This is a genomic window from Streptomyces sparsogenes subsp. cuspidosporus (assembly GCF_039532705.1).
Classification (GTDB): Bacteria; Actinomycetota; Actinomycetes; order Streptomycetales; family Streptomycetaceae; genus Streptomyces; species Streptomyces sparsogenes.
This window is the reverse complement of the sequence record NZ_BAAASD010000017.1, coordinates 137,227-157,164: the sequence shown is the minus strand read 5'-3', so window position 1 is coordinate 157,164 and position 19,938 is coordinate 137,227. Positions and strand designations below refer to the sequence as shown.

At 72.6% G+C, this 19,938-nt stretch carries 22 protein-coding genes; 13 read left to right on the top strand and 9 right to left on the bottom strand.

Going from position 1 to position 19,938, the window contains the following annotated elements; all coding sequences use genetic code 11:
- Nucleotides 1-144 precede the first annotated feature (144 nt).
- Nucleotides 145-894, top strand: coding sequence for a SanA/YdcF family protein (locus tag ABFY07_RS21510; protein WP_346176060.1), 750 nt, complete (start codon nt 145-147; stop codon nt 892-894).
- Between the two features lie 72 nt (nt 895-966).
- On the opposite strand, the gene cutA is transcribed toward ABFY07_RS21510, so the two are convergent.
- On the bottom strand, nt 967-1,290 hold the full coding sequence (gene cutA / locus ABFY07_RS21505; protein ID WP_065958998.1) for a divalent-cation tolerance protein CutA: 324 nt from the start codon (nt 1,288-1,290) through the stop codon (nt 967-969).
- Between the two features lie 111 nt (nt 1,291-1,401).
- Between cutA and ABFY07_RS21500 the strand changes: the two genes are divergently transcribed.
- Nucleotides 1,402-1,788: a cupin domain-containing protein gene (locus tag ABFY07_RS21500; RefSeq protein ID WP_346176059.1), complete on the top strand. Its 387-nt coding sequence runs from the start codon at nt 1,402-1,404 to the stop codon at nt 1,786-1,788.
- A 283-nt stretch (nt 1,789-2,071) separates the two neighbouring features.
- Here ABFY07_RS21500 and ABFY07_RS21495 read toward each other — a convergent pair whose 3' ends face one another.
- Together ABFY07_RS21495 and ABFY07_RS21490 are read right to left on the bottom strand one after the other, a co-directional pair.
- A complete protein-coding gene (locus ABFY07_RS21495) occupies nt 2,072-2,725 on the bottom strand; it encodes a TIGR04222 domain-containing membrane protein (RefSeq protein WP_346176058.1) in 654 nt (217 codons plus the stop codon).
- A 201-nt stretch (nt 2,726-2,926) separates the two neighbouring features.
- Nucleotides 2,927-4,396 (bottom strand): MFS transporter, encoded by a 1,470-nt coding sequence (locus tag ABFY07_RS21490; RefSeq protein WP_346176057.1) that lies wholly within the window; start codon nt 4,394-4,396, stop codon nt 2,927-2,929.
- A 145-nt stretch (nt 4,397-4,541) separates the two neighbouring features.
- Between ABFY07_RS21490 and ABFY07_RS21485 the strand changes: the two genes are divergently transcribed.
- Nucleotides 4,542-5,108, top strand: a complete 567-nt coding sequence (locus tag ABFY07_RS21485) for a TetR/AcrR family transcriptional regulator (RefSeq protein WP_346176056.1) — start codon at nt 4,542-4,544, stop codon at nt 5,106-5,108.
- Nucleotides 5,109-5,168: 60 nt separating this feature from the next.
- Here the strand turns inward: ABFY07_RS21485 and ABFY07_RS21480 are convergent, their stop codons facing one another.
- Nucleotides 5,169-5,864, bottom strand: coding sequence for a TetR/AcrR family transcriptional regulator (locus ABFY07_RS21480; RefSeq protein ID WP_346176055.1), 696 nt, complete (start codon nt 5,862-5,864; stop codon nt 5,169-5,171).
- Nucleotides 5,865-5,968: 104 nt separating this feature from the next.
- Between ABFY07_RS21480 and ABFY07_RS21475 the strand changes: the two genes are divergently transcribed.
- Nucleotides 5,969-7,348, top strand: a complete 1,380-nt coding sequence (locus ABFY07_RS21475) for a serine hydrolase domain-containing protein (RefSeq protein ID WP_346176054.1) — start codon at nt 5,969-5,971, stop codon at nt 7,346-7,348.
- Between the two features lie 256 nt (nt 7,349-7,604).
- Here the strand turns inward: ABFY07_RS21475 and ABFY07_RS21470 are convergent, their stop codons facing one another.
- Nucleotides 7,605-8,138 carry an SRPBCC family protein gene (locus ABFY07_RS21470; protein ID WP_346176053.1) on the bottom strand — a complete coding sequence of 178 codons (534 nt, stop codon included), beginning with the start codon at nt 8,136-8,138 and terminating at the stop codon, nt 7,605-7,607.
- Between the two features lie 237 nt (nt 8,139-8,375).
- On the opposite strand from ABFY07_RS21470, the gene ABFY07_RS21465 reads away from it, so the two are divergent.
- Nucleotides 8,376-8,519: a hypothetical protein gene (locus ABFY07_RS21465; protein WP_346176052.1), complete on the top strand. Its 144-nt coding sequence runs from the start codon at nt 8,376-8,378 to the stop codon at nt 8,517-8,519.
- 7 nt (nt 8,520-8,526) lie between these two features.
- On the opposite strand, the gene ABFY07_RS21460 is transcribed toward ABFY07_RS21465, so the two are convergent.
- From ABFY07_RS21460 to ABFY07_RS21445, 4 genes are all read right to left on the bottom strand, one after another.
- Complete coding sequence (locus ABFY07_RS21460) at nt 8,527-9,309, bottom strand: sulfite exporter TauE/SafE family protein (RefSeq protein ID WP_346176051.1); 783 nt, start codon at nt 9,307-9,309, stop codon at nt 8,527-8,529.
- Nucleotides 9,310-9,341: 32 nt separating this feature from the next.
- Nucleotides 9,342-11,177, bottom strand: coding sequence for a stealth family protein (locus tag ABFY07_RS21455; RefSeq protein WP_428836978.1), 1,836 nt, complete (start codon nt 11,175-11,177; stop codon nt 9,342-9,344).
- A 39-nt stretch (nt 11,178-11,216) separates the two neighbouring features.
- Nucleotides 11,217-11,456 carry a hypothetical protein gene (locus tag ABFY07_RS21450; RefSeq protein ID WP_346176050.1) on the bottom strand — a complete coding sequence of 80 codons (240 nt, stop codon included), beginning with the start codon at nt 11,454-11,456 and terminating at the stop codon, nt 11,217-11,219.
- Nucleotides 11,457-11,553: 97 nt separating this feature from the next.
- Nucleotides 11,554-12,081, bottom strand: a complete 528-nt coding sequence (locus ABFY07_RS21445) for a hypothetical protein (RefSeq protein WP_346176049.1) — start codon at nt 12,079-12,081, stop codon at nt 11,554-11,556.
- Between the two features lie 137 nt (nt 12,082-12,218).
- Here ABFY07_RS21445 and ABFY07_RS21440 point away from each other — a divergent pair, with 137 nt between their 5' ends.
- The 8 genes from ABFY07_RS21440 to ABFY07_RS21405 all read left to right on the top strand — a co-directional run bounded on the left by ABFY07_RS21440 (nt 12,219) and on the right by ABFY07_RS21405 (nt 19,886).
- On the top strand, nt 12,219-12,896 hold the full coding sequence (locus tag ABFY07_RS21440) for a response regulator transcription factor (protein WP_346176048.1): 678 nt from the start codon (nt 12,219-12,221) through the stop codon (nt 12,894-12,896).
- Nucleotides 12,897-12,903: 7 nt separating this feature from the next.
- On the top strand, nt 12,904-14,199 hold the full coding sequence (locus ABFY07_RS21435; protein ID WP_428836977.1) for a sensor histidine kinase: 1,296 nt from the start codon (nt 12,904-12,906) through the stop codon (nt 14,197-14,199).
- Nucleotides 14,200-14,321: 122 nt separating this feature from the next.
- A complete protein-coding gene (locus tag ABFY07_RS21430; RefSeq protein WP_346176047.1) occupies nt 14,322-15,731 on the top strand; it encodes an ATP-binding protein in 1,410 nt (469 codons plus the stop codon).
- Nucleotides 15,731-16,177 (top strand): roadblock/LC7 domain-containing protein, encoded by a 447-nt coding sequence (locus ABFY07_RS21425; RefSeq protein WP_065959016.1) that lies wholly within the window; start codon nt 15,731-15,733, stop codon nt 16,175-16,177. Before ABFY07_RS21430 ends, ABFY07_RS21425 begins: the two co-directional genes overlap by 1 nt.
- The gene (locus ABFY07_RS21420) at nt 16,174-16,533 is read left to right on the top strand and encodes a DUF742 domain-containing protein (RefSeq protein ID WP_065959019.1); all 360 of its coding nucleotides are present in this window, start codon (nt 16,174-16,176) and stop codon (nt 16,531-16,533) included. Before ABFY07_RS21425 ends, ABFY07_RS21420 begins: the two co-directional genes overlap by 4 nt.
- Nucleotides 16,517-17,302, top strand: a complete 786-nt coding sequence (locus ABFY07_RS21415; protein WP_346176046.1) for a GTP-binding protein — start codon at nt 16,517-16,519, stop codon at nt 17,300-17,302. The genes ABFY07_RS21420 and ABFY07_RS21415 overlap by 17 nt, the downstream gene beginning before the upstream one ends.
- A complete protein-coding gene (locus ABFY07_RS21410) occupies nt 17,299-18,573 on the top strand; it encodes a cytochrome P450 (RefSeq protein WP_428836976.1) in 1,275 nt (424 codons plus the stop codon). The genes ABFY07_RS21415 and ABFY07_RS21410 overlap by 4 nt, the downstream gene beginning before the upstream one ends.
- On the top strand, nt 18,570-19,886 hold the full coding sequence (locus ABFY07_RS21405; RefSeq protein WP_346176044.1) for a cytochrome P450 family protein: 1,317 nt from the start codon (nt 18,570-18,572) through the stop codon (nt 19,884-19,886). Before ABFY07_RS21410 ends, ABFY07_RS21405 begins: the two co-directional genes overlap by 4 nt.
- Nucleotides 19,887-19,938 lie beyond the last annotated feature (52 nt).

Below are 19,938 nucleotides of genomic sequence, written 5' to 3'. Positions count from 1 at the left end.
CTGCTGTTTTCTGCCTGTTTGTGCTGACGGGGAGGGTGCCCAGACTAATGCGGCGGCGCCGCCCGGCCGAACCGATCAAGCAACCGGCCGACCCCGGCCGGCGTCCCTCCAGGCGAACGGCGGAGCGGCGAAAGCGGTGGGCGGATGGGTGCGGGAGAGCGGGTACGGAGAGCCTGGTCGGCCGGGCGGGCGCGGCTGCGGCTCCCCGCCCGGCCGCGCCTGCCCCGATGGCCGCGCCTGCCCGAGACCCGGCGCGGGCGGCGCCGGGTCGTCCAGGCGGCGATGGCGCTCAGCGTGGTCGCCCTGCTGCCCGCGACCTGGCTGCGGCTCACCACCGACTCCCGGGTCCGCACGGTCGCGGACGTACCGAAGGCCCCTGTCGCGGTGGTCTTCGGCGCCGGGCTGTGGGACGGCGAGCCGTCCCCGTACCTGGCCCACCGGCTCGACGCGGCCGTCGAGCTGTACGAGCGGGGCAAGGTCCGCGCGATCCTGGTCACCGGCGACAACAGCCGGCACGACTACGACGAGCCGGACGCGATGCGGGCCTACCTCGTACGGCACGGCGTTCCGGACGGGCGCATCGTGAGCGACTACGCGGGCTTCGACACCTGGGACTCGTGCAGCCGCGCCGAGCGGATCTTCGGCGTGCGTCGGGCGGTGCTGGTGAGCCAGGACTTCCACATCCGCCGGGCGCTGGCGCTGTGCGACGCGGCGGGCATCGACGCGTACGGGGTCGGTGTCGCCGAGCCGCACGACGTGACATGGCTCTTCGGCGGGGCGCGGGAGGCCTTCGCGGCGGGCAAGGCCGCGCTGGACGCCGCCTTCCGGCCGGACCCGCGCTTCCTGGGCCCGCGCGAGGACGGGATCCGGAAGGCGCTGACGGGCTCCCGCTGAGCGCGGCCCCGACCGCGCCCGCTCGTACCCGCCCGTGCCCGCCCGTGCCCGACCGCCCCGCGCCGGCTCCCGTCAGCCGATGGTCGTCTCCTCCACCACCCACGCCAGATAGCCCTCGCTGCCCTGGGTGACGGGCGTCGCGATGATCTCGGGGGTCTCGTAGTCGTGCGCCTCGCGGAGGTGTGCCTCCAGCTCCGCGTAGCGGGCCGTGGTCGTCTTGAACAGCACCTGCCACTCGGACGCGGTCTCGATCTCGCCCTGCCACCGGTACACCGACGTGACGGGCTGGCTGATCTGCGCGCAGGCCGCCAGCCGCGCGGTCACCGCTCCGCGGGCCAGCGCCTCGGCCTTCTCGGGGGTGTCGGTGGTGGTCAGGACGGTCAGGAAGTCGGCCACGGCGGAAACCTCTCTGTACCTCGGATTGGCGCGCACCACGCTAGCCGGTGAGGATTGAGGGAACCCGGTGACGACCAGACCAGGCCGATCGAGGGAGACTCGGGAACACTCATGGACGACCTCACCGCACTCGCACGCCATCACCTGGACCGGGCCAAGGCCGACCCGCACGGCCGGAGCTCGCATCTTTTCCTGCACGACGGGCCGCTGCGGCAGAGCGTCATCGCCATGGTCGCCGGCTGTGAGCTGGACGAGCACAACGCGCCCCCGGCGGCGAGCCTCCAGGTGCTGCACGGGCATGTCAGGCTCACCGCGCGCGAGACCGGCCAGGGCGGTCTCGACCTCATCGCCGGGCAGGTGCAGCGCATCCCGCAGGAGCGCCACGGGCTGGTGGCGCTGGAGGACTCGGTGGTGCTGCTGACCGCCGTGACCGCCACGGTGGGCTGCCCCACCCCCACCGAGGAGGCCGCCGCCCACCAGCACGCGGACCGGCGCTAGGGTCTTTCGTTTGGATCAGGCCGGATCAGGGAGCGGGGTCTGGTGCAGGGGGCACCTCCCAGCGGTAGCTAGGGGAGGATCGCAAGGCGGGGGAGGGCGCCATGGCGGAGCCATGGCAACCGACGACAACGCCGCGAGGCGCGGTGCCAGGGCCCGCGAGCCCGGCCTGATCCTAACGAGAGGCCCTAAACGGCCCGGGACAAGACGCAACCGGTCAGGGTGGCGCCCCGGCGCGGCAATGTGCCGCGCCGGGGCGCCACCCGCCCGACCGCGATGCCTCCCGTCAGTCGCCGCCGCCTCCCCCGCCGCAGCCGCTGCCGCAGGAGGCGTGGCCGGAGCCGGAGTGGGATCCCCAGTCCGGACCCGGGGCGGAATCCGAGCCCCCATGCGCGTCCTGGCCGTAGTCGTCACCGTCGTCGTCCTCGAAGGCGTGACCCATACGGATCAGGGTTCCGCCGAGCCCGGCCGGAATCGGCACGGCCTTCCCGACCGCGGTCCGCAGGCGCTCGTCCGGAACGGCGGACAGGCCCTGGAGGACATGGGCGGGAAGCGTCCCCTCCTGTTGGGCCGACTCCAGCGCCCGGCCGCCCGCGTCCGTGCGGCGCCGCCGGGAGCGGCTGAGCAGGCCGTACGAAACGAGTCTGGCCCCGATCCGCTTCACCTCGGGGCCCGACAGCACCTCGGCCACCGCCGAGGCCGCGTCGCACCCCACCGGGTGACACCACCCGATGAGCGCGCGCTCGACCGGATGGTCGGCCGCCTCCGCGGGCCGGACCGCCCGCAGCCGCAAACCGATGAACTTGATCGCGCCGCGCTCGCGCAGGGTGATGAGCGCGACCTGGGCCACGCGCCGCGGGCCGCCCGCCAAGTAGGCGATGTCGTACAGATCCAGTGCCTGCCGCGCCGCTCCGTCGCGGCGCCGGAATAACGTCCTCACAGGAATGCCCCCGTCCGTCCTGCTGATTCCCTTACCAGCAGTATTGTCCGATCAGCGTCCCGCGAACCCGGACCGGCCCACTTCAGAGCCAGACTTGAGGTTCGGCTGTGACCTGCTCGAAGTCGGCGATCTATGGCCCGGGGAGCGCATGGGGGCGCCCCCCGGCCGGGGTCGGGGCCGGGGTCGGGGCCGGGGGCGCCGTCAACGGCTGTTCGCGGCCACCTCGTTCGACGGGGTGACCGCGTCCGGACCGGTGGAGCGGTGCGGCACCGCCGAGCCTTCCGCGGGCCTGGACCTCGCCAGCCACAGGCCGGTGAACACGGCGGTGGCCAACGTGACGGCGCCGGCGGCGACGAAGGCGCTGTTGAGGCCGGCCTCGAAGGACGCGCCGCCGGATTGCCGGGTGCGGACGACGGCTCCGAGCACCGCCACGCCGAGCACCGCGCCGATCTGCCGGGTGGTGCTGCTGATGCCGGAGGCGAGGCCGCCTTCCTGCGGGCTGACCGCCTGAATGGCGGCGCCGGTCAGCGGGGACATGGTCAGGGCGAAGCCGATGCCGACGACCCCCAGCCGCCACCACACGTTCCCGTAACCGGTGTCGGCGTGCACCGTGCCCAGCGCCAGCAGCCCCCCTCCGGCCAGGGCCAGGCCGATGGTCACCACGGCCCGGAAGCCGTACCGGGCGGCGAGCCGGCCCGCGAACGGGCTGACGATCACCATGGCGAGGGTGGCGGGGAGGGTCTGCAGGCCGGCGCGCAGGATCGAGCTGCCCTGGACGTAGACGAAGAACTGGGAGAAGAAGAACGACGAGCCCATGAGCGCGAACCCCACCACGACCATGGCGGTGTTGGACACGGTGAACAGCCGCTGCCGGAACAGCCGCAGCGGCAGCATCGGTGCGGAGCGACGCGCTTCGACGGCGACGAAGCCGGCGAGGAGGATCGCCGCGGCGGCGAAGCTTCCCAGGATGACCGGTGAGGTCCAGCCGCGGGCACCACCCTCGATCAGCCCGTACGCCAGCGCCCCCACCGCCAGAACGGACAGCACCGTGCCCGGGACGTCGATCGCGGGGGCGTTCGGATTGCGGGACTCGTCCAGGTGGCGCAGGCCGACCAGCAGCAGGATCACGCCGATGGGCAGATTGACCAGGAAGATGGCGGGCCAGCCGAAGGCGTCCGTCAGCGCGCCGCCGGCCACCGGCCCGGCGGCCAGGCCGATGCCGCTCAATCCTGCCCACAGCCCGATCGCCTTGACGCGTTCCCGGGGAACGGGATAGGCGGCGGCGAGCAGGGCCAGCGAGGCGGGGCTCAGCGCCGCGGCGCCGACGCCCTGCAGCACCCGGCCGGCGATCAGCCATCCGGCCGAGGGCGCGAGGCTGCACAGCCCCGATGCGGCGGTGAACACCACCGCACCGGCCAGGTACACCCGCTTGCGGCCGAACCGGTCGGCGAAAACGCCGCCGGACAGCAGCAGCATGGCGACCAGCAGCACGTACGCGTCGACGATCCACTGCAGACCGGTCAGCTGAGTGTGCAGCCGGTGCTGCATGTCGGGCAGCGCCGCCCCGACGATCGTGTTGTCGAGCAGCACCATGAATTGACCCAGGCAGGTCACCGTGAGCAGCACGACCCGGTTCGGTCGACCGTCTACGGCCGCAGCTGATGCAGCCATGGGGATTCCTCTCAATCGGTGGTCGCGCCTCTCCACGGCCGACGCGGTCAGCCTTGGGACGCCCTAACGCAGCCATTGACTGCGTTAGTCGACTGTAAGGAGGCTCGCCCACAAACGCAAGCCTCGACTGCGTTAAGGTGGGGGCATGGAGGAGCGACAGCGAGTCCGGCGACCCGGCGGGCGCGCCGCCCGCGTCGGCGCGGCGGTGCACCAGGCCGTCACCGACCTGATCAGCGAGCGCGGTTACGGCAAGTTCACCGTCGGCGATGTCGCGGCCCGCGCGGGCGTGGCCGACAGCAGCGTCTACCGCCGGTGGGGCAACCTGGAAGCGCTGCTCACCGATGTGGCGCTCACCCGCCTCAACGCGCGGTCGCCGATGCCCGACACCGGGAGTCTCGCCGGCGACCTGCGCACTTACGCGGCCAACGTGGCACGCGAGATCACCGGGCCCGAAGGCCTGGCGTTGCTGCGCCTGGCCGTCGCCCTGTCGGGCAACGGCCAGCAGGGCCGGCGGGCGCTTGACGACCTCCTCGCCGAACGCGCCCGGCACCTGCAGTCCATGCTCGATCGCGCCGGCGAACGCGGCGAGCGCGCACCCGACGCGTTGGAGGTGCTGGACCACGTGATGGCCCCGATGTACATCCGCGTCCTGTTCGGTCTGGACCCGCTCACCCCGGAGTACGTCGACGAGCTGGTCGACCGGCTGCTGTGACCCAGGCCTCTTCTCCGCGGGTGCGGTCCCGGTTTTCCGCAGGTGTGGTCCGGGCGCCCGTCACTCGCGCCGGCCGCCGCGATCGGCGGTGAGGCGGGCCTCGAAGCCGTCGAGGATGGACCGCAGGCCGAACGCGAAGGTGTCGTCGGGCGCCGCGGCGTACTCCGCGGCGGCCGTGGTGCCGAGGCGTTCGCGCAGGCGCGGGAACCGCATGGCGGTCTCGGTGGCGCGCGTCATGGCGTCGGCCATCAACTGCCCGGCGTCCGCGCCGTTCCTGCCCAGCCGACGGTTCAGCGAGACCTGCGCGGCCGGGCCGAGCGCGTTGCCGAGCACGAAGGTGAACACGGTGCCGGCCGCCCGGTCCGCGTCGGCGGGGGCGAAGCCCGCCTTCTCGTAGATGGCGAGGCCGAGGTCGTCGTGGCGGGCCTGACCGGGTCCGTGCAGGAGGTGGCCGCCGAACGCCTGGACCAGCCAGGGGTGCCGGGTGAGCATCGCGTGCATGCCGGAGGCATGGGCGGTGGCAGCCGTGCGCCAGTCAATGGCGTCGAGGTCGGGCAGCTCGACCTCGTGCCAGATCGCGTCGCCGGCGAGCCGGACCAGCTCGTCCTTGGTCTTGATGTGCCAGTAGACGGCCGTGGCGGCCGAGCCGAGCCGTTTCGCCAGGCTCCGCATGTTGAGGCCGTCCAGCCCCTCTTCGTCGAGCAGCTCGATGGCCGCACGGACGATCCGGTCTGCGGTCAGCGTGTCTCGCGGCATGCCGCCATCGTACTTGCACTTAGTTCATGCCAGCACTTGCACTTTGTTCAAGTGGCGGTCTACGCTCCTTCTCGTACTTAGTTCAAGTGCCCGGAGGGGGAGCGATGTCGCAGGACAAGCTGTCGGAGTTCGTCAAGGCGCAGGCCACGGAGCTGGGCGTTCCCGGCGCCGCCGTCGGGGTGCTCCTGGACGGCCAGGAGATCTACGCCTCGCACGGCGTGACGAACCTCGACCACCCGCTGCCGGTCGACGAGAAGACCCTGTTCCCGCTGGCATCGGTGTCCAAGACCTTCACCGCGACCGCGCTGATGCGCCTGGTCGCCGAGGGAAAGGTGGACCTGGACGCGCCGGTGCGGCGCTACGTTCCCGAGCTGAAGCTCGCCGACGAGCAGGCCGCGGCGCGGGTCACCGTCCTGAACCTGCTCAACCACACCGCGGGCCTGGACTGGAACCTGATCGACGACGGCGAGGGCGACCGCTCCCTGGCCGGGCTCGTGGCCAAGCTGCACAGGCTGCCGCTGATCGCACCGCCCGGCGCCCGCGCCTCGTACAGCCAGGCCGGATACAACCTGGCCGGGCGGGTCATCGAGAAGGTCACCGGCCTGCCCTTCGAACAGGCCATGGCCTCGCTCGTCCTGGAGCCGGTGGGCCTCGCGGACACCGTGTACGGACTGGCGGAGGTCATGGTCCGCAAGTTCGCCGTGGGCTACAACCGCGACGACGACGGTGAGCTGCACCCCGCCCGGCCCTGGGGGGCGTTCAAAGAGGGCGCGCGCGGCGACAACCCCGGCGGCGGCCTCGCCTCCTCGGTGAGCGATCTGCTGCGCTGGGCACGGTTCCAACTCGGCGACGGTGATGGCGTGTTGCCCGCCGCTGAACTGCACCGCATGCGGGAGCGTACGGTCGGGCTGCGCGCCAGCACGCTCGGCGACGGCTTCGGCGTCTGCTGGTTCCTGCACGACCTGGACGGCCTCCACGGGATCGGCCACGGCGGCTCGGGCAACGGCCAGTTCGCGGAGCTGCTCATCGTGCCCGAGCGCGGCTTCGCGGTGGTCTCCCTGGCCAACCTCGGCCCGGACGGCTACCCCTTCAACCAGTCCGTCGTACGGTGGGCGCTCGAGAACTACCTCGGCATCGCGCGGAAGACGGTGGAGCCGCTCCCCTACGACGAGGGACAGGCCCAACAGGTCGCCGGCCGCTACGAGATCGACGCCATGAACCTCGACATCGCCACCGACGGCGCCCGCCTCACCCTGACGGTCGGGATCAAGCCGGAGATCCGCGCGGCGTCGGACGAGGAGATGCCCCCGGACTACCCGGCCGCGGCCATCGGCTTCCTTCCCGGCGACGAGTACATCGTCACCGAAGGCGGTCTCGAGGGGCAGCGCGGCTACTTCTCCCGCGACGCCGACGGCGCGATCACCGGCGTCGACCTCGCCGGCCGTCTCTTCAAGCGGGTCGACCGGGTCGGGGGAGCATCCTGACCCGACGGAGGCAGGGGCGGCCCCAGCGGAAAAAGCGTCGCGCGCGACTTCACCGTGGGCGAGGTGCCCGGGGTTCGAGCAGGAGATCGCGGCGCTTTACCGGGCGCGGGCGCCCACAGGGAGCTGCCCAGGTTCGAGGCCGACAGCGCGGTCCGGTTCTTCGTCCGGCACCTCGGGGCCTCGGTCGCCGCGCCGGTCTGACGCGAGCGGTGGCGGCGCCCGGCCGAGCGGGCCGGGCCCCCCCGTCATGGCCTCGTCATACGGCTCGGTCGCCCTGGACGACATCGCAGACCATCGCCCCGATGGTCGACTTCATGTTGTGGCGGAGCTGGTCCAGCCGCCCCTGGAGGATCGCCGCGGCGTTGGCGGGGTCGGCTCGTACGGCCGCGCGGGCGCCGCTGTCGCCCGGGCCGTGGGTGAACGACTGGCGGACCACCGTCTGCACGGGCCGCACGGCGGGGCGCAGGTCGTAGCGCCAGGCGGCGAACGGCTCATGGGTCCCGGGGTCGCCGCCGTACACGTCCCAGCCGAACGCGTACGGCGCGGTGGCGGCGGTCACCACGCACAGCACCTGGGTGACCAAGCCGTCCGGAAAGCGATTGCGGGCCTCGTACCGGGCGCCGACCTCCGGTCCGGTCCAGCCGTCCAGCCAGGCCGCGTAGGTGCACTCGGGGCTCCAGTCGCCGTATCGCGACAGGTCGGTGATCACGGGCCAGAGCTCGTCGATGGGCACGTCGACGAGCAGTTCCACCTCGGTGTGGGCGCCGGTGACGCCGAAGTCTTCGTCCATGTGGGGGTAGACCGGCCGGGCGACGGAAACTCATCGCGGCGCGGGTCCGCCCCGGGGCGCGGGAGTGGCCGGTCGTGATCCGCCGGCGAGTAAAGTGCCTGAGCCCAGGGGCCGTAGAGGAGCCGACGGAGTTGTGGATCCCCCGGCGGCGTCCGAGACCGAGCAGGCCGAGCGGCTCGCGCGCGAGGCCCGCAACGCCGCCCAGCTGCGCAACCACCCGAACATCGGCCGCTGTCGATGGAGGAGGCCGCGGACGTCGCCGAGCGGCTGCTGCTCGATGAGGTCCCGTCCGAGTTGCTGCCGCCGGTGAGCATCGACGAGTCCAACACCCGGCTGCTGGTGGACGAGGGCTACTACACCGAAGCCGAGCTGGGGCAGTAGGGCCCGCTCACGCCAGCCACTGGTCGTACGCCAGCTTGCAGACCAGCGACACCACGACGACCACCAGGACCCCCCGGACGAACCCGCTCCCGCGCTTGAGCGCCATCCGCGCGCCCAGCATCCCGCCGCCCAGGTTGAACAGCGCGAGGAGCGCCGCCATGCGCCACAGGACGGTGCCCTGGACGGCGAAGGTGACGAGCGCGCCGAAGTTGGTGCAGACGTTGACGACCTTGGCCGTGGCGGAGGCGGTGACCAGGTTCATGTGGAGGGTGGCGACGAGGGAGATGACCAGGAAGGTGCCGGTGCCGGGGCCGATGAGGCCGTCGTAGAAGCCGATGCCGAGGCCGACGGCGAGGATCGCGGCGAGCACGCGCTGCCGGCTCACGGGGCCCGACGGGGCCGGGGCGGTGCCGAAGGCCGGGCGGAGGAGGACGAAGGCGAGCACGGCCAGCAGGACCACCATGATCAGCGGGCGCAGGACGCCGCTGTTGATGCCGGAGGCGAGGAAGGCGCCCCCGAGTGCGCCGGCGAGGGCGGCCGCGCCGATGCGGGTGGCGAGCCGTATGTCGACCGGGGCCTTGCGGGTGTAGGTGATGGCGGCCCCGGTCGTGCCGACGATCGCGACCGCCTTGTTGGTGCCGAGGATGTAGGTGGGCTGGAAGTGCGGCAGTCCCACCAGCATGGCGGGCAGCAGGAGGAGGCCCCCGCCTCCCACCACGGCGTCGATCCAGCCGGCCCCGGCCGCGGCCAGGCAGAGCAGGAGCAACGTCACCAGCGATATGTCAGGCATGATCAGGAGCCTAGCCAGTGCGATGCGCCGGCTTACCGACGGTGTGCGCCCTTCTCGTACGGAGAAGGGACGGGGAAGTACGCGTCGAGGAACGGTCCGAGCAGGGCCTGCTGTGCGTCGATGTCCTGCTCGTCGGAGACGGTGTCGTTGAGGCAGAACACCTGGCGGTCCCGGCGCGCCAGCAACGTGGCGAGCCGTGTCGCGGTGTTCGGGTGGGACAGGTCCAGGTAGGCGTAGCGGAGGCTGCCGGGGACGGCGCGGGCCGTGTGGAAGGCGTAGTAGTGGTGGAGCGAGGAGGCTATGGACAGATCCTCCATGCTGCGGAACGTATGGCCCGCGGTAGCCCGGTGACGGTCGGCGAAGACGGTCTCGATCTCTTCCAGGACGCTGCGCCGAAGCGGGTGCGGGGTGTGCTTCATCTTCTGAGTGATCACGGAGCCGAAGCGGGTCCGGAGCAGGGCCCGGTTGTTCTTCCCGGCGACCGAGACCGGCACGTCCTCCGTGGACGGCTCGCCGGGCGGGATCAGCGCGGGGGAGGGAAAGAACTTGGTCAGCCCATTGGCGTGGAAGAAGTCCTGCGGGGTGGTGGGCCGGCCGAGGAAAACGTCGTCGTTGAAGTAGAGGAAGTGCTCGGACAGACCGGCGATGTGGTGCAACTGGCTCTCGATGGCGTGTGAGTTGAAGGTCGGCAGCACGCTCGGGTCGGTGAAGATCTCCTTGTGGCTGACCACCTGGAGCCCCGGGGCGCCCGGGTCCAGCCAGGACGGTGTCTGGTCGTCGGTCACCAGGAACACGGTGCGGATCCACGGCGCGTTCTGGTGCAGGGAACGCAGTGAGTAGCGCAGCTCGTCGCGGCTGATGAACCGCGCCGCGTTCGCGGCCTCCTCGTGGTACGCCTCCCCTGCGGCCTCGGCCCGGCGGCGCAGCCAGGTCGGGTCCTGGCCGTCGACCCAGGTGTAGACCACGTCGATGGGGAACCGGATGTCATCGGGCCGCGGGGCGGCGAACTCCCGGCGGGTGCGCACCTCGGGCAGCGGGCGGCCCGCGGTCGGCGCGAGCCGGGTGAACACCGAGTCGGAGACCCGCTGCGGCGCGTCGCAGCGGGGCACCTGATCGGCCACCCGGTTCGGGCGGGGAGCGAGCAGCCGGTCTCCGTCCGCCGGCCAGAACTCCACGTCGCAGCCGTGTTCGGGACCCAGCACCAGCCGACCGGTGGGGTCGCTGTGGTACCAGGTCATGCGGATCACCTCCGCGGTGGCGAGCTTCTGCCAGGAGGCGGGGTCGAAGCCGGGCTCGGAGGAGCGGGGCGTACGGGCCCGCCCGTCCGTGGGGGAGACATAACCGGGCAGGTGCGCGCAGAGTTCGGCCAGGGCCTCGAGGACACGGGAGCGGTCCTCGGCCGGTGCCGCGACCACGGCCGAGCCGTCGCGGCCGCCGCGCACACAGAAGTAGTCCACGTGCGCCGCGTCCAGGGCCCCGCACACCGCGGCCAGGTTGTCGCCGCGCGCCTGCAGCGGCGAGACGGCCTGGCGGACCAGAGTGACCTTGGGGACACCCCGCACGCTGTGCAGCGCCCGGTCCGGGCCGGTGAGCAGGCCCCCGAGGCGGCGCAGTTCGCGGGCGGCCCGTACCCGGCCCACGCCGGACGCGGGCGTCGGGACGGCGGCGAGGCGCCGCTTGACCTGGCTGCGCACCTCGGGGGAGAACCGCTGGGCGAGCGCCCGGCGGGTGGTCACCGACAGACTCCGCCGGTAGACGCCGACCCACCAGGACGTCTCGGGGTTCCGCCGGACGAGTGCCGCCGCGTGGGCACTCCACGGCGAGTCCTCGGCGGGCGGCGCCGCATCCTGCGCAGATTGTCTCTTCACGTGTCCCGACCTCTCGAAATGATCTGCATACGGGCCAGGTCAGGCGCCGACGTCGACGGAACCGCAGAAGACACAGGTGTGGAAGCCGTCCTCCGAGGCCTCTGACAACCGTGTCCGGCCACAGTCCTCGCAATGGCGGACGGGCCGGCCCTCCGCGTCGTCGAACACATCGTCGGCCGACGCGGGGAACCCCTTCCGGAGCCGGACCCAACTGGTCAGACGGGTCAGCGCGGCCATCGAGTAGCGGAAGAGGAACACCGCGGACACCTTTCGTCGCACAGACCGGTCACCGTTACTCGCCCGATGGGAGGAAAAGAGTTCACGGGACCGTCGGCCCCCCGGGGGCCGACGGTCCTCATGGGGGCTCGACCGTGCGCTACCGCTTCTTCGGAGTCGCCGGAGCGAGCGTGGCGTCGCAGTCCGTCACCGTGTCCTTCTTCCAGACCGTGCCAGCGCCCTTGACCGCCAGGACCCGGCACCACTTGCCCGGCTTGCCCGGCTTGCCCGGCTCGCCGGGCGAGGGAGGCACGGGGCACTTCCAGGCGTGGACCGGCCTGCCGTGGGGGCCCCGCACCACGGAGGGGCTGAACTTGACCGCCTTGCGCACCTTGGCCGTCGCGGTGATCTTGGCCGCCTCGGTGGCCTTGGCCGCCTCGGTGGGCTCGATCACCCCCTCGGTGAACTCGACCTCGATGGTCTTGGCGTCCGGGACGGGCTTGTCGGCCGTGGCCACGCACAGCACGAGCCCCTTGGCCGCGATCCCCGCGTCGGCGCTCGCCTTCGAGGCGGTGTGCGACGGGCCGGCGGCCGAGGCGGAGGCCGTGGCCCCCAGCGTCAGGACGCCGACCGCCGCGGCGATCGCGACGCCCCGGCGCTTGGTGGCGGTGGAGCTGGAGCGAGTCACAAGTGTTCTCCTCACCAGGGGACATGAACCCGGCGGACTCTCGATCCGTCGGTGCACACCACCGTGGCCTACCGACGCTGAGTCCTCGCTGAAAGCTCTTCAGCGAGGACTCAGCTCGCGCGTGCCATGCTGCTCCCGTGCGCATTCTCGTGGTGGAAGACGACCTCCGGCTCCGCGAACTCCTCAAAGAAGGGCTGGAGCAGGAAGGTTTCACCGTCGAGACGGCCGACGACGGGCGCGGTGGCCTGGCGCTCGCCCGGGGTACCGGGTACGCGGCGATCGTGCTGGATGTGATGCTGCCCGGCCTGTCCGGCTATCAGGTCTGCGCCCGGCTGCGGGAGGCCGGCGTCTGGACCCCGATCCTGATGCTGACCGCCAAGGACGGCGAATACGACGAGGCCGACGGCCTCGACGTCGGGGCGGACGACTACCTGACCAAGCCGTTCTCCTACGTCGTTCTGATCGCGCGGGTGCGGGCCTTGGTGCGGCGCGGCGGCCTGGACCGGCCCGAGGTGCTGAACCTGGGCGATCTGCGGCTGGAGCCGGCGGCCCTGGCCTGCAGCCGGGGGAAGGAGAGCGTCACGCTGACGGCCAAGGAGTTCGCCGTGCTGGAGTGCCTGGCCCGCCGCGCCGGACAGGTGGTCTCCAAGTCCGAGATCGTTCACACGGTGTGGGACACCGAGTACGACGGCGGGGCCAATCTCGTCGAGGTCTACATCAGAGCCCTGCGCCGCAAGATCGATGTGCCGTACGGCCGGCAGGCGATCCGCACGATACGGGGCGCGGGATATCTGCTGGCCCGCGACGGGGGGTGACCGCGCCATGAGATCCATGAGCCTGCTGACCGGGATGAGTGTCCGCGCCAAGGCCACGTCGGCCGCCGTCGGCACCGTCGCCCTCGCGATCGCGCTGTGCATGCTGGCCCTGGTACTGGTCCTGCGGCAGAACCTGAGCGACAGCGCGAAGACGGATGCCAAGCGGGCCGCCCTCAGCGTCGAGGACCAACTGACGGCATCCGGGAAGCTGCGGCGCTCGGCGGTGGTCGTCGCCCCGCAGCCGGTGACCATCAAGGCCGTGGAGGGACGGAAGATCCACTCCAGCCGCCAGGTGGCACTGCCGGACAGCAAGGTGATCAGCGGCGCACCCGTCTACCTCACCGGGGCGGCCCACGTGGCGTACAGCGTAGACGTCGCCCCCTCGACCACAGCCCGCGACAACGCCACCCGGCTGCTGCTGCGCCAGGTCGCCCCCGCGGCGGCCGGGCTCGTGCTGTTCGTGGCCGCCCTCACCTGGCTGCTGGTCGGCCGCGCGCTGCGCCCGGTGGCCGCGATACGGGAGGAGTTCACCGAGATCACCGAGCGCGACCTGCACCGCCGGGTCCCGGTCCCCAGGGCGCGCGACGAGATATTCCGGCTGGCGCGGACCATGAACGCCACCCTGGACCGGCTGCACCAGGCCATGACCCGGCAGCGCCAGTTCGTCGCGGACGCCTCGCATGAGCTGCGCAGCCCCATCGCGGCCGTACGCGCCCAGCTCGAACTCGCCCTGGCCCGCCCCTCGCGGACCGACTGGCCGACCGTCGTGCACAAGGCCCTCCAGGACACCGGGCGCCTCCAGGCCGTCGCCTCCGACCTGCTGCTGCTCGCCAGGCTGGACGCACAGGAGACGCCGCCCCGCACCCCCGTGGACCTCGCGGCGTTGGCGGCCGAGGAGGTACGGCGCCATCCCGGCACGGTCGGGGCGGGCGACGGGGACGTCCGGCCCGCCGTCGTCCACGGCAGCCGCGTACAGCTTTCGCGGCTGCTCACCAACCTCACCGACAACGCCCGCAGACACGCGCGCACGACCGTCTCCGTCGGTGTCCGGGTCCGCGACGGCATGGCCGAGGTCTCCGTGGACGATGACGGCCCCGGCATACCCGAAGCCGACCGCGAGCGCGTCTTCGAGCGTTTCACCCGGCTGGATGGCGCCCGCGCCCGGCAGGAGGGCGGCACCGGCCTCGGCCTCGCGATCGCCAAGGACATCGCGCACGCCCACGGCGGAACCCTGACCGTCCACAACAGCCCTCATGGAGGGGCCCGGCTGCTGCTGCGGCTGCCGTGCGAGACGAGACTCTGACTGCTCGCCGTGCAGAGCCCGTAGGCCGAACGTGGAAGTTTGACAACTACCGGACACAACTGATCAGTTGGTCAGTAGTATCTGCCCGTTCTTGGCCGCGTCCCGGGTGGAGGTGTAGGAAGGTGCTGTCGGGGACGGTGGCCGTCATCGTCGTCGCGTCCGTATCGCTGGTACTGGCGCTGCTGCTGGCCTCGTTATGGGCCGCCAAGCTGCGCAGAGCGGTCGCCGAGGCGCGTGCGGCGGCCGAGCGGGAGCGGGCCGTCGCCGCTGAGGCGCGGGCCGACGCGGAGCGGGAGCGGGCGGCGGCGGAGCGGGAGCGGGCCCTCGCGGCCGAGCGCGGCGAGGAGGTCGCGCGGCTGTCCGCCGTGCGGGCCGAGCTGGACGAGACGGCCCGCCGGGAGCGGATCCTGCGCGACTCCGTCCAGGCGTCCTTCGAGTCCGTGGCCCGGAACATGCACGCCATGGCGGTGGTGCAGCAGCAGGTCCTGGACGGCCTCGAGCAGCGGGTCGACGAGCCGGCCGTGATGGCCGAGGTGATGAAGGCCGACCACGCCGCGGCCCAGATGACCCGCAAGGCGCAGACGCTGATGGTGATGTGCGGCATCTGGCCCGCGCGGCGCGAGACCCGGCCGGTGACGCTCTTCGACTGCGTGCGCGGCGCGCAGTCGCGGATCGTGGAGTTCGAGCGGGTGGATGTGCACGGCGGGCAGACGCTGTACGCGGTGGCGCCCGCCGTCGAGGGCCTGATGCACGCGGTCGCCGAACTGCTGGAGAACGCCACGGTCTTCTCCCCCTCCCGCACCCAGGTCGCCGTCACCGTCCGGGAGGTGGCCGCGGGCGCGGTGATCGAGATCGACGACGCCGGGCTCGGCATGCCGCCCGATGTGCTCGCGCAGGCCGTGGCCCAGCTTCGGGAGGGCCTTGACCTGGCGCAGCTGGGGGCCGTGCCGCGGCTGGGCCTCGCGTGTGTCGGGCGGTGGTCGCGGGAGCTGGGCTTCGGTGTGGAGCTGTCCACCGCGTCGGCGTACGGCGGGACGCGGGCGGTGGTCTTCGTACCGCACCGGCTGCTGACCGAGCCCACGGGCGAGGCGCCGGGCGCGGGCGCCGCGGTGGACGCGGAGCCGGTCGTCGTCGAGACCGCGGTCGCCCCGGCCGCGCCGGCCCGCGCCGGGGCCGACAACGGGGCCGGATACGGGGCCGGTGGCTCCGGGGCGGGCGGGCTGCCGCAGCGGCGCAGCCGCCGCCGTCCGGCCCCGAAGCCGCCAGGGGGCGGAGCCGGGGGCGGGAACGGGAACGGGGCCGGGGGCGAATTCGCTCCCGCTCGCACCGATTCCGCCGCGGGCCCGTGGACCCCCGAGGCCGCCCGGGCCTCGATCGCCGACATCGTGTCCGGCACCCGCCGCGGACGCGCGGAAGCGGCTGACACACCACGGAACGCGGACCGACAGGACCGACAGGACTGGCAGGACCGACAGGACCCACAGCTCCAGCAGGACCGACAGGACCGAGCGGATCGAGAAGGAGGCCGGTAGTGGCCGGAACCATATCCAGACTGCCGGACGTTGGATGGATGCTGCGTCCGCTGACGCAGATCCCGGGCGTGCGGCACGCGGTCGTCGTCTCGGAGGACGGTCTGCGCATGGGACACGGCTCCGCCGAGGGGCTGACGGGCGAGGTCCCCCGGCTGGACGTGGCGGAGGCCGAGTCGCTGGCCGCCGCCTGCGCGGCGCTCACGGTGACCGGACATTCCACGGCGGCGCTGTTATTCGGGGGCGAGGCGGGGGTGCGGCAGCTGATGGTCGAGTCGGACCGGGGGTTCGTGCTGCTGACCTCGGCCGGCCAGGGCGCGTCCCTGGGGGTGGCCACCGATACGGAGGCGGACGTCGGCTTGGTCGCCCAGCAGATGCAGCTGCTGGTGGCGAAGATCGGCGCCCACCTGAGCAGCCTTCCCCGGGAGCCGATGAACCCGGCGTCATGACCGAGCCCCGAGAGGAACGGACCACCGCGGCCGTGCGGCCCTACGTGATCACACGTGGCCGCGCGGGTTCCTCACGGGCGGAGTTGCCGTGGGAGACGCTCGTCATGGCCTCGGGGAGCGTGCCGCCCCCGGATCTGCAGCCGGAGTACCGGCGGATCGTCGACTTCTGCCAGGGCCTGCTGTCGGTGGCGGAGGTGGCCGCGCACCTCGGCCAGCCGCCGACCGTGGTGCAGGTGTTGCTGGCCGATCTCATCGACTGGGGGCACATCGTGGCGCGCCCGCCGGTCCGGGTCGTCGAGCGTGCCGATATGGACTTGCTGAGAAAGGTGCTCCATGGGCTTGAGAGCAAGCTCTGAGATCGCGGACGGAGCGGACGACACAGACGACACAGGCGGAACGGACGACGCGGACGGAGCAGACGACGCGGATGACACGGATCACAGGGACGGCGCGAACGGCGCGAACGGCGCGGATGACATGGACGGTGTGGACGACGTGGACAGCATGGACGACGTGAAGGACACCGACGACGCGGACGATCTGTCCGACACACCCGTCATATACGTGCAGTCCAGCGTGTCCGGCGCGGCCAAGATCCTGGTCGTCGGCCCCATGGGCGTCGGCAAGACCACGCTGATCGGCACGGTGTCGGAGATCAAGCCGCTGTCCACCGAGGCGACCATGACCCAGGCGGGTGCCCGGCTCGACACCGCCGTGCGGCCGTCCAAGGTCACCACCACGGTCGCCCTGGACTTCGGCCGGATCACCCTCGGCGGCGAGCTGGTGCTCTATCTGTTCGGCACCCCGGGCCAGCAGCGCTTCCTCCCCGCGTGGAAGGACCTGGCGCGCGGCGCGCTGGGCGCGCTCGCGCTGGTCGACACCCGGGACCTGGAGGCGTCCTTCGACGCCATCGGGCATCTGGAGGACCTGGACGTCCCGTTCTCCGTCGCGGTCAACGCCTTCCCCGACAGCGTGCTGCACAGCGAGGACGATCTGCGCTCCGCGCTCGACCTGCTCCCGCACACCCCGCTGGTCATCTGTGACGCGCGGGAGCACAAGTCCTCGGTCCAGGCGCTGATCTCGCTGGTCAGCCATCTCATAGAGACCGCCACGGAGGCGTCATGAGGGCCGCTGGGACGGCTGGGGCCGCTGGGGCGGCTGGGGCCGCGACTGACACCCCGGTCCCGCTGTACGGGCCGACGCTGCGGGGCGACATGTCCGCGCTGTACGAGCGGATGCGCCGCGAGCACGGCCCGGTCGTGCCCGTCGCCATCGCCCCCGGCATCGAGGCGTGGCTGGTGCTCGGCCACCGCGAGCTGCTCCATATGACCCGCGACGAGCAGTACTTCTCCCACGACCCCCGGCGCTGGACTCCGCTGCGGGACGGCCGCGTGCCGCCCGACTCGCCGCTGATGCCGATGGTCGGCTGGCGCCCGGCGCTGCTGTTCGCCGACGGCCAGCAGCACCGCCGGATGCGCTCGGCGGTCGCCGAGGCGCTGGGACGGCTCGACGGGCACGAGCTGATCCGCATGGTGCGGTCCACCGCCGAGCGGCTCATCGCCGGCTTCGCGGACCGCCACGAGGCGGATCTGGTGCCGCAGTACGCGCGGCTGCTCCCGTTGCAGGTCGTCACGCAGATCCTGGGCCTCGACGAGGAGAGCGGGCCGCGGCTGGTCGAGGCCATCGCCGCCGTGGTCGCCCCCACCGCCGCCGCCACCGGCGCCAACCGGCGCATGGGCTCCATCCTGCTGGAGCTGCTCGAGCGGAAGAAGCGGCGGCCGGGCGCGGATGTGACGTCCTGGCTGCTGGAGCACCCGGTCGGGCTGAGCGACCAGGAGGTGCTGCACAACCTCGTGGTGATCATCGTGGCGGGGAACCAGACGACCGTGAACTGGATCGCCGACACCGTGCGGATCCTCCTCACCGACCCGGGCTTCCGCTCCTCGCTGACCCGCGGCCACCTCACGGTGGACGACGCGCTGGACCTGGTGCTGTGGCGCTATCCGCCCACCGCCAACTTCCCCGGCCGCTACGCCACCCGCGACCTCCGCTTCGGGGGGCAGCACATCCGCGCCGGGGACATGCTGATCCTGGGCCTGGCGGGGGCGAACGCCGACCCGGAGGTGCTGCCCGAGAACGGGCGGCCGGTCGTCGGCAACCGCTCGCACCTCGCCTTCAGCGCCGGCCCGCACACCTGCCCGGCGCAGGACCCGGCGCGGCTGATCACCCGGACCGCCGTGGACACCCTCCGGCACCGGCTGCCGGACCTCGAACTGGCCGTGCCGGAGGACCAGCTCTCCTGGATCACCTCGCCCTGGTCCAAGAACCTGGCCGGGCTGCCGGTGCGGTTCACCGCCCCCCAGCTCGCGGCAGCAGTCTCAGGAGACTCCCCATGACCGACGGCCGATGCCCCGTACCGCACGCCGCCCCGGCGCCCCACCGGCTGGACCCCACGGGAGCCGGCCAGCACACGGTCAACGAACGGCTGCGGGAGCGCGGGGCCGCCGTGCCGGTCCTGCTGCCCGGCGGGGTCACGGCCTACGCCATCACCCGCCACGGCGAACTCAGGGACTTCGTCGCCCACCCCGACGTCGCCAAGGACGCCCGCCACTTCGCCGCGCTGCGCGACGGTGAGATCCCGCCCGGCTGGCCGCTGGCCACCTTCGCCACCGTACGGGGCATGACCACCGCCGACGGCGCCGACCACAGGCGGCTGCGGTCCCTGGTGACCCGCGCCTTCACCCCGCGCCGGGTCGAGGCGCTGCGCCCGGCCGTCGAGGAGCTGACCGCCTCCCTCCTGGACCGGCTGGCCCAGGCCGCCGCGGCCACCCCCGACGGCGTGGCCGACCTGCGCCGCCACTTCGCGCTGCCGCTGCCCATGGGCGTCATCTGCCGGCTGCTCGGCGTCGACCCCGAGCACCAGGACCGGCTGCACGCCCTGTCCAACGACATCGTCGGCACCCGGACCGCCCCCGACCGCGCTCTGGCGGCCAACCGCGAGATGCTGGCCGTCCTGGGCAAGGTGGCCGCCGCCCGGCTGCACTCCCCCGGGGACGACCTGACCAGCGCGCTCATCGCGGCGCGCGAGGAGAACGGCGACCGGCTCAGCGAGGAGGAGCTGATCGGCACCCTCCTGCTGATGATCATCGCCGGGCACGAGACCACACTCAACCTGATCACCAACGCCGTGCGGGCGCTGTGCGCCCACCGCGACCAGCTCGAGCTGGTGCGGGCCGGCAAGGCGTCCTGGGGCGATGTGGTCGAGGAGACCCTGCGCTACGACAGCCCGGTCAGCTTCTTCCCGTTCCGCTACCCGACCCGCGACCTGCCCGTCGGCGACACGGTGATCCCCCAGGGCTGCCCCGTCCTCGTCTCCTACACCTCCGCCGGGCGCGACCCGCGCGCCCACGGCGCGGACGCCGGCCGCTTCGACGTCACCCGCCCCGCCCGCGCGGACGCCGCCCGCCACCTCTCCTTCGGCCACGGCGCCCACTACTGCCTCGGCGCGCCCCTGGCCCGGCTGGAGGCCACGGTCGCCCTGGACGCGCTGTTCACCCGCTTCCCCGGGCTGGACCTGGCCGTCCCCGACGAGCAGCTCGTCCCGCACCCCAGCTTCGTCGGCAACAGCCCCCAGGAGCTTCCGCTGCGGCTCGGCGACCCGGCGCCGGGGGCGGGTCCGGGGCCGGGTCCGGGGGCTCACAGCGGCTGACGGGGCGCGCTGAGGGCAGCGTTGCTTCGGGGAAACGGCGGTGATGCGGCCG

Coding starts and splice junctions, on each gene's coding strand:
- ABFY07_RS21470 (WP_346176053.1), bottom strand. CDS start 8,138: ATGGACGAAGACTTCGGCGTCACCGGCGCCCACACCGAGGTGGAACTG.
- ABFY07_RS21460 (WP_346176051.1), bottom strand. CDS start 9,309: ATGCCTGACATATCGCTGGTGACGTTGCTCCTGCTCTGCCTGGCCGCG.
- ABFY07_RS21510 (WP_346176060.1), top strand. CDS start 145: ATGGGTGCGGGAGAGCGGGTACGGAGAGCCTGGTCGGCCGGGCGGGCG.
- ABFY07_RS21480 (WP_346176055.1), bottom strand. CDS start 5,864: ATGCCGCGAGACACGCTGACCGCAGACCGGATCGTCCGTGCGGCCATC.
- ABFY07_RS21475 (WP_346176054.1), top strand. CDS start 5,969: ATGTCGCAGGACAAGCTGTCGGAGTTCGTCAAGGCGCAGGCCACGGAG.
- ABFY07_RS21465 (WP_346176052.1), top strand. CDS start 8,376: ATGGAGGAGGCCGCGGACGTCGCCGAGCGGCTGCTGCTCGATGAGGTC.
- ABFY07_RS21435 (WP_428836977.1), top strand. CDS start 12,904: ATGAGATCCATGAGCCTGCTGACCGGGATGAGTGTCCGCGCCAAGGCC.
- ABFY07_RS21500 (WP_346176059.1), top strand. CDS start 1,402: ATGGACGACCTCACCGCACTCGCACGCCATCACCTGGACCGGGCCAAG.
- ABFY07_RS21410 (WP_428836976.1), top strand. CDS start 17,299: ATGAGGGCCGCTGGGACGGCTGGGGCCGCTGGGGCGGCTGGGGCCGCG.
- ABFY07_RS21405 (WP_346176044.1), top strand. CDS start 18,570: ATGACCGACGGCCGATGCCCCGTACCGCACGCCGCCCCGGCGCCCCAC.
- ABFY07_RS21490 (WP_346176057.1), bottom strand. CDS start 4,396: ATGGCTGCATCAGCTGCGGCCGTAGACGGTCGACCGAACCGGGTCGTG.
- ABFY07_RS21420 (WP_065959019.1), top strand. CDS start 16,174: ATGACCGAGCCCCGAGAGGAACGGACCACCGCGGCCGTGCGGCCCTAC.
- ABFY07_RS21485 (WP_346176056.1), top strand. CDS start 4,542: ATGGAGGAGCGACAGCGAGTCCGGCGACCCGGCGGGCGCGCCGCCCGC.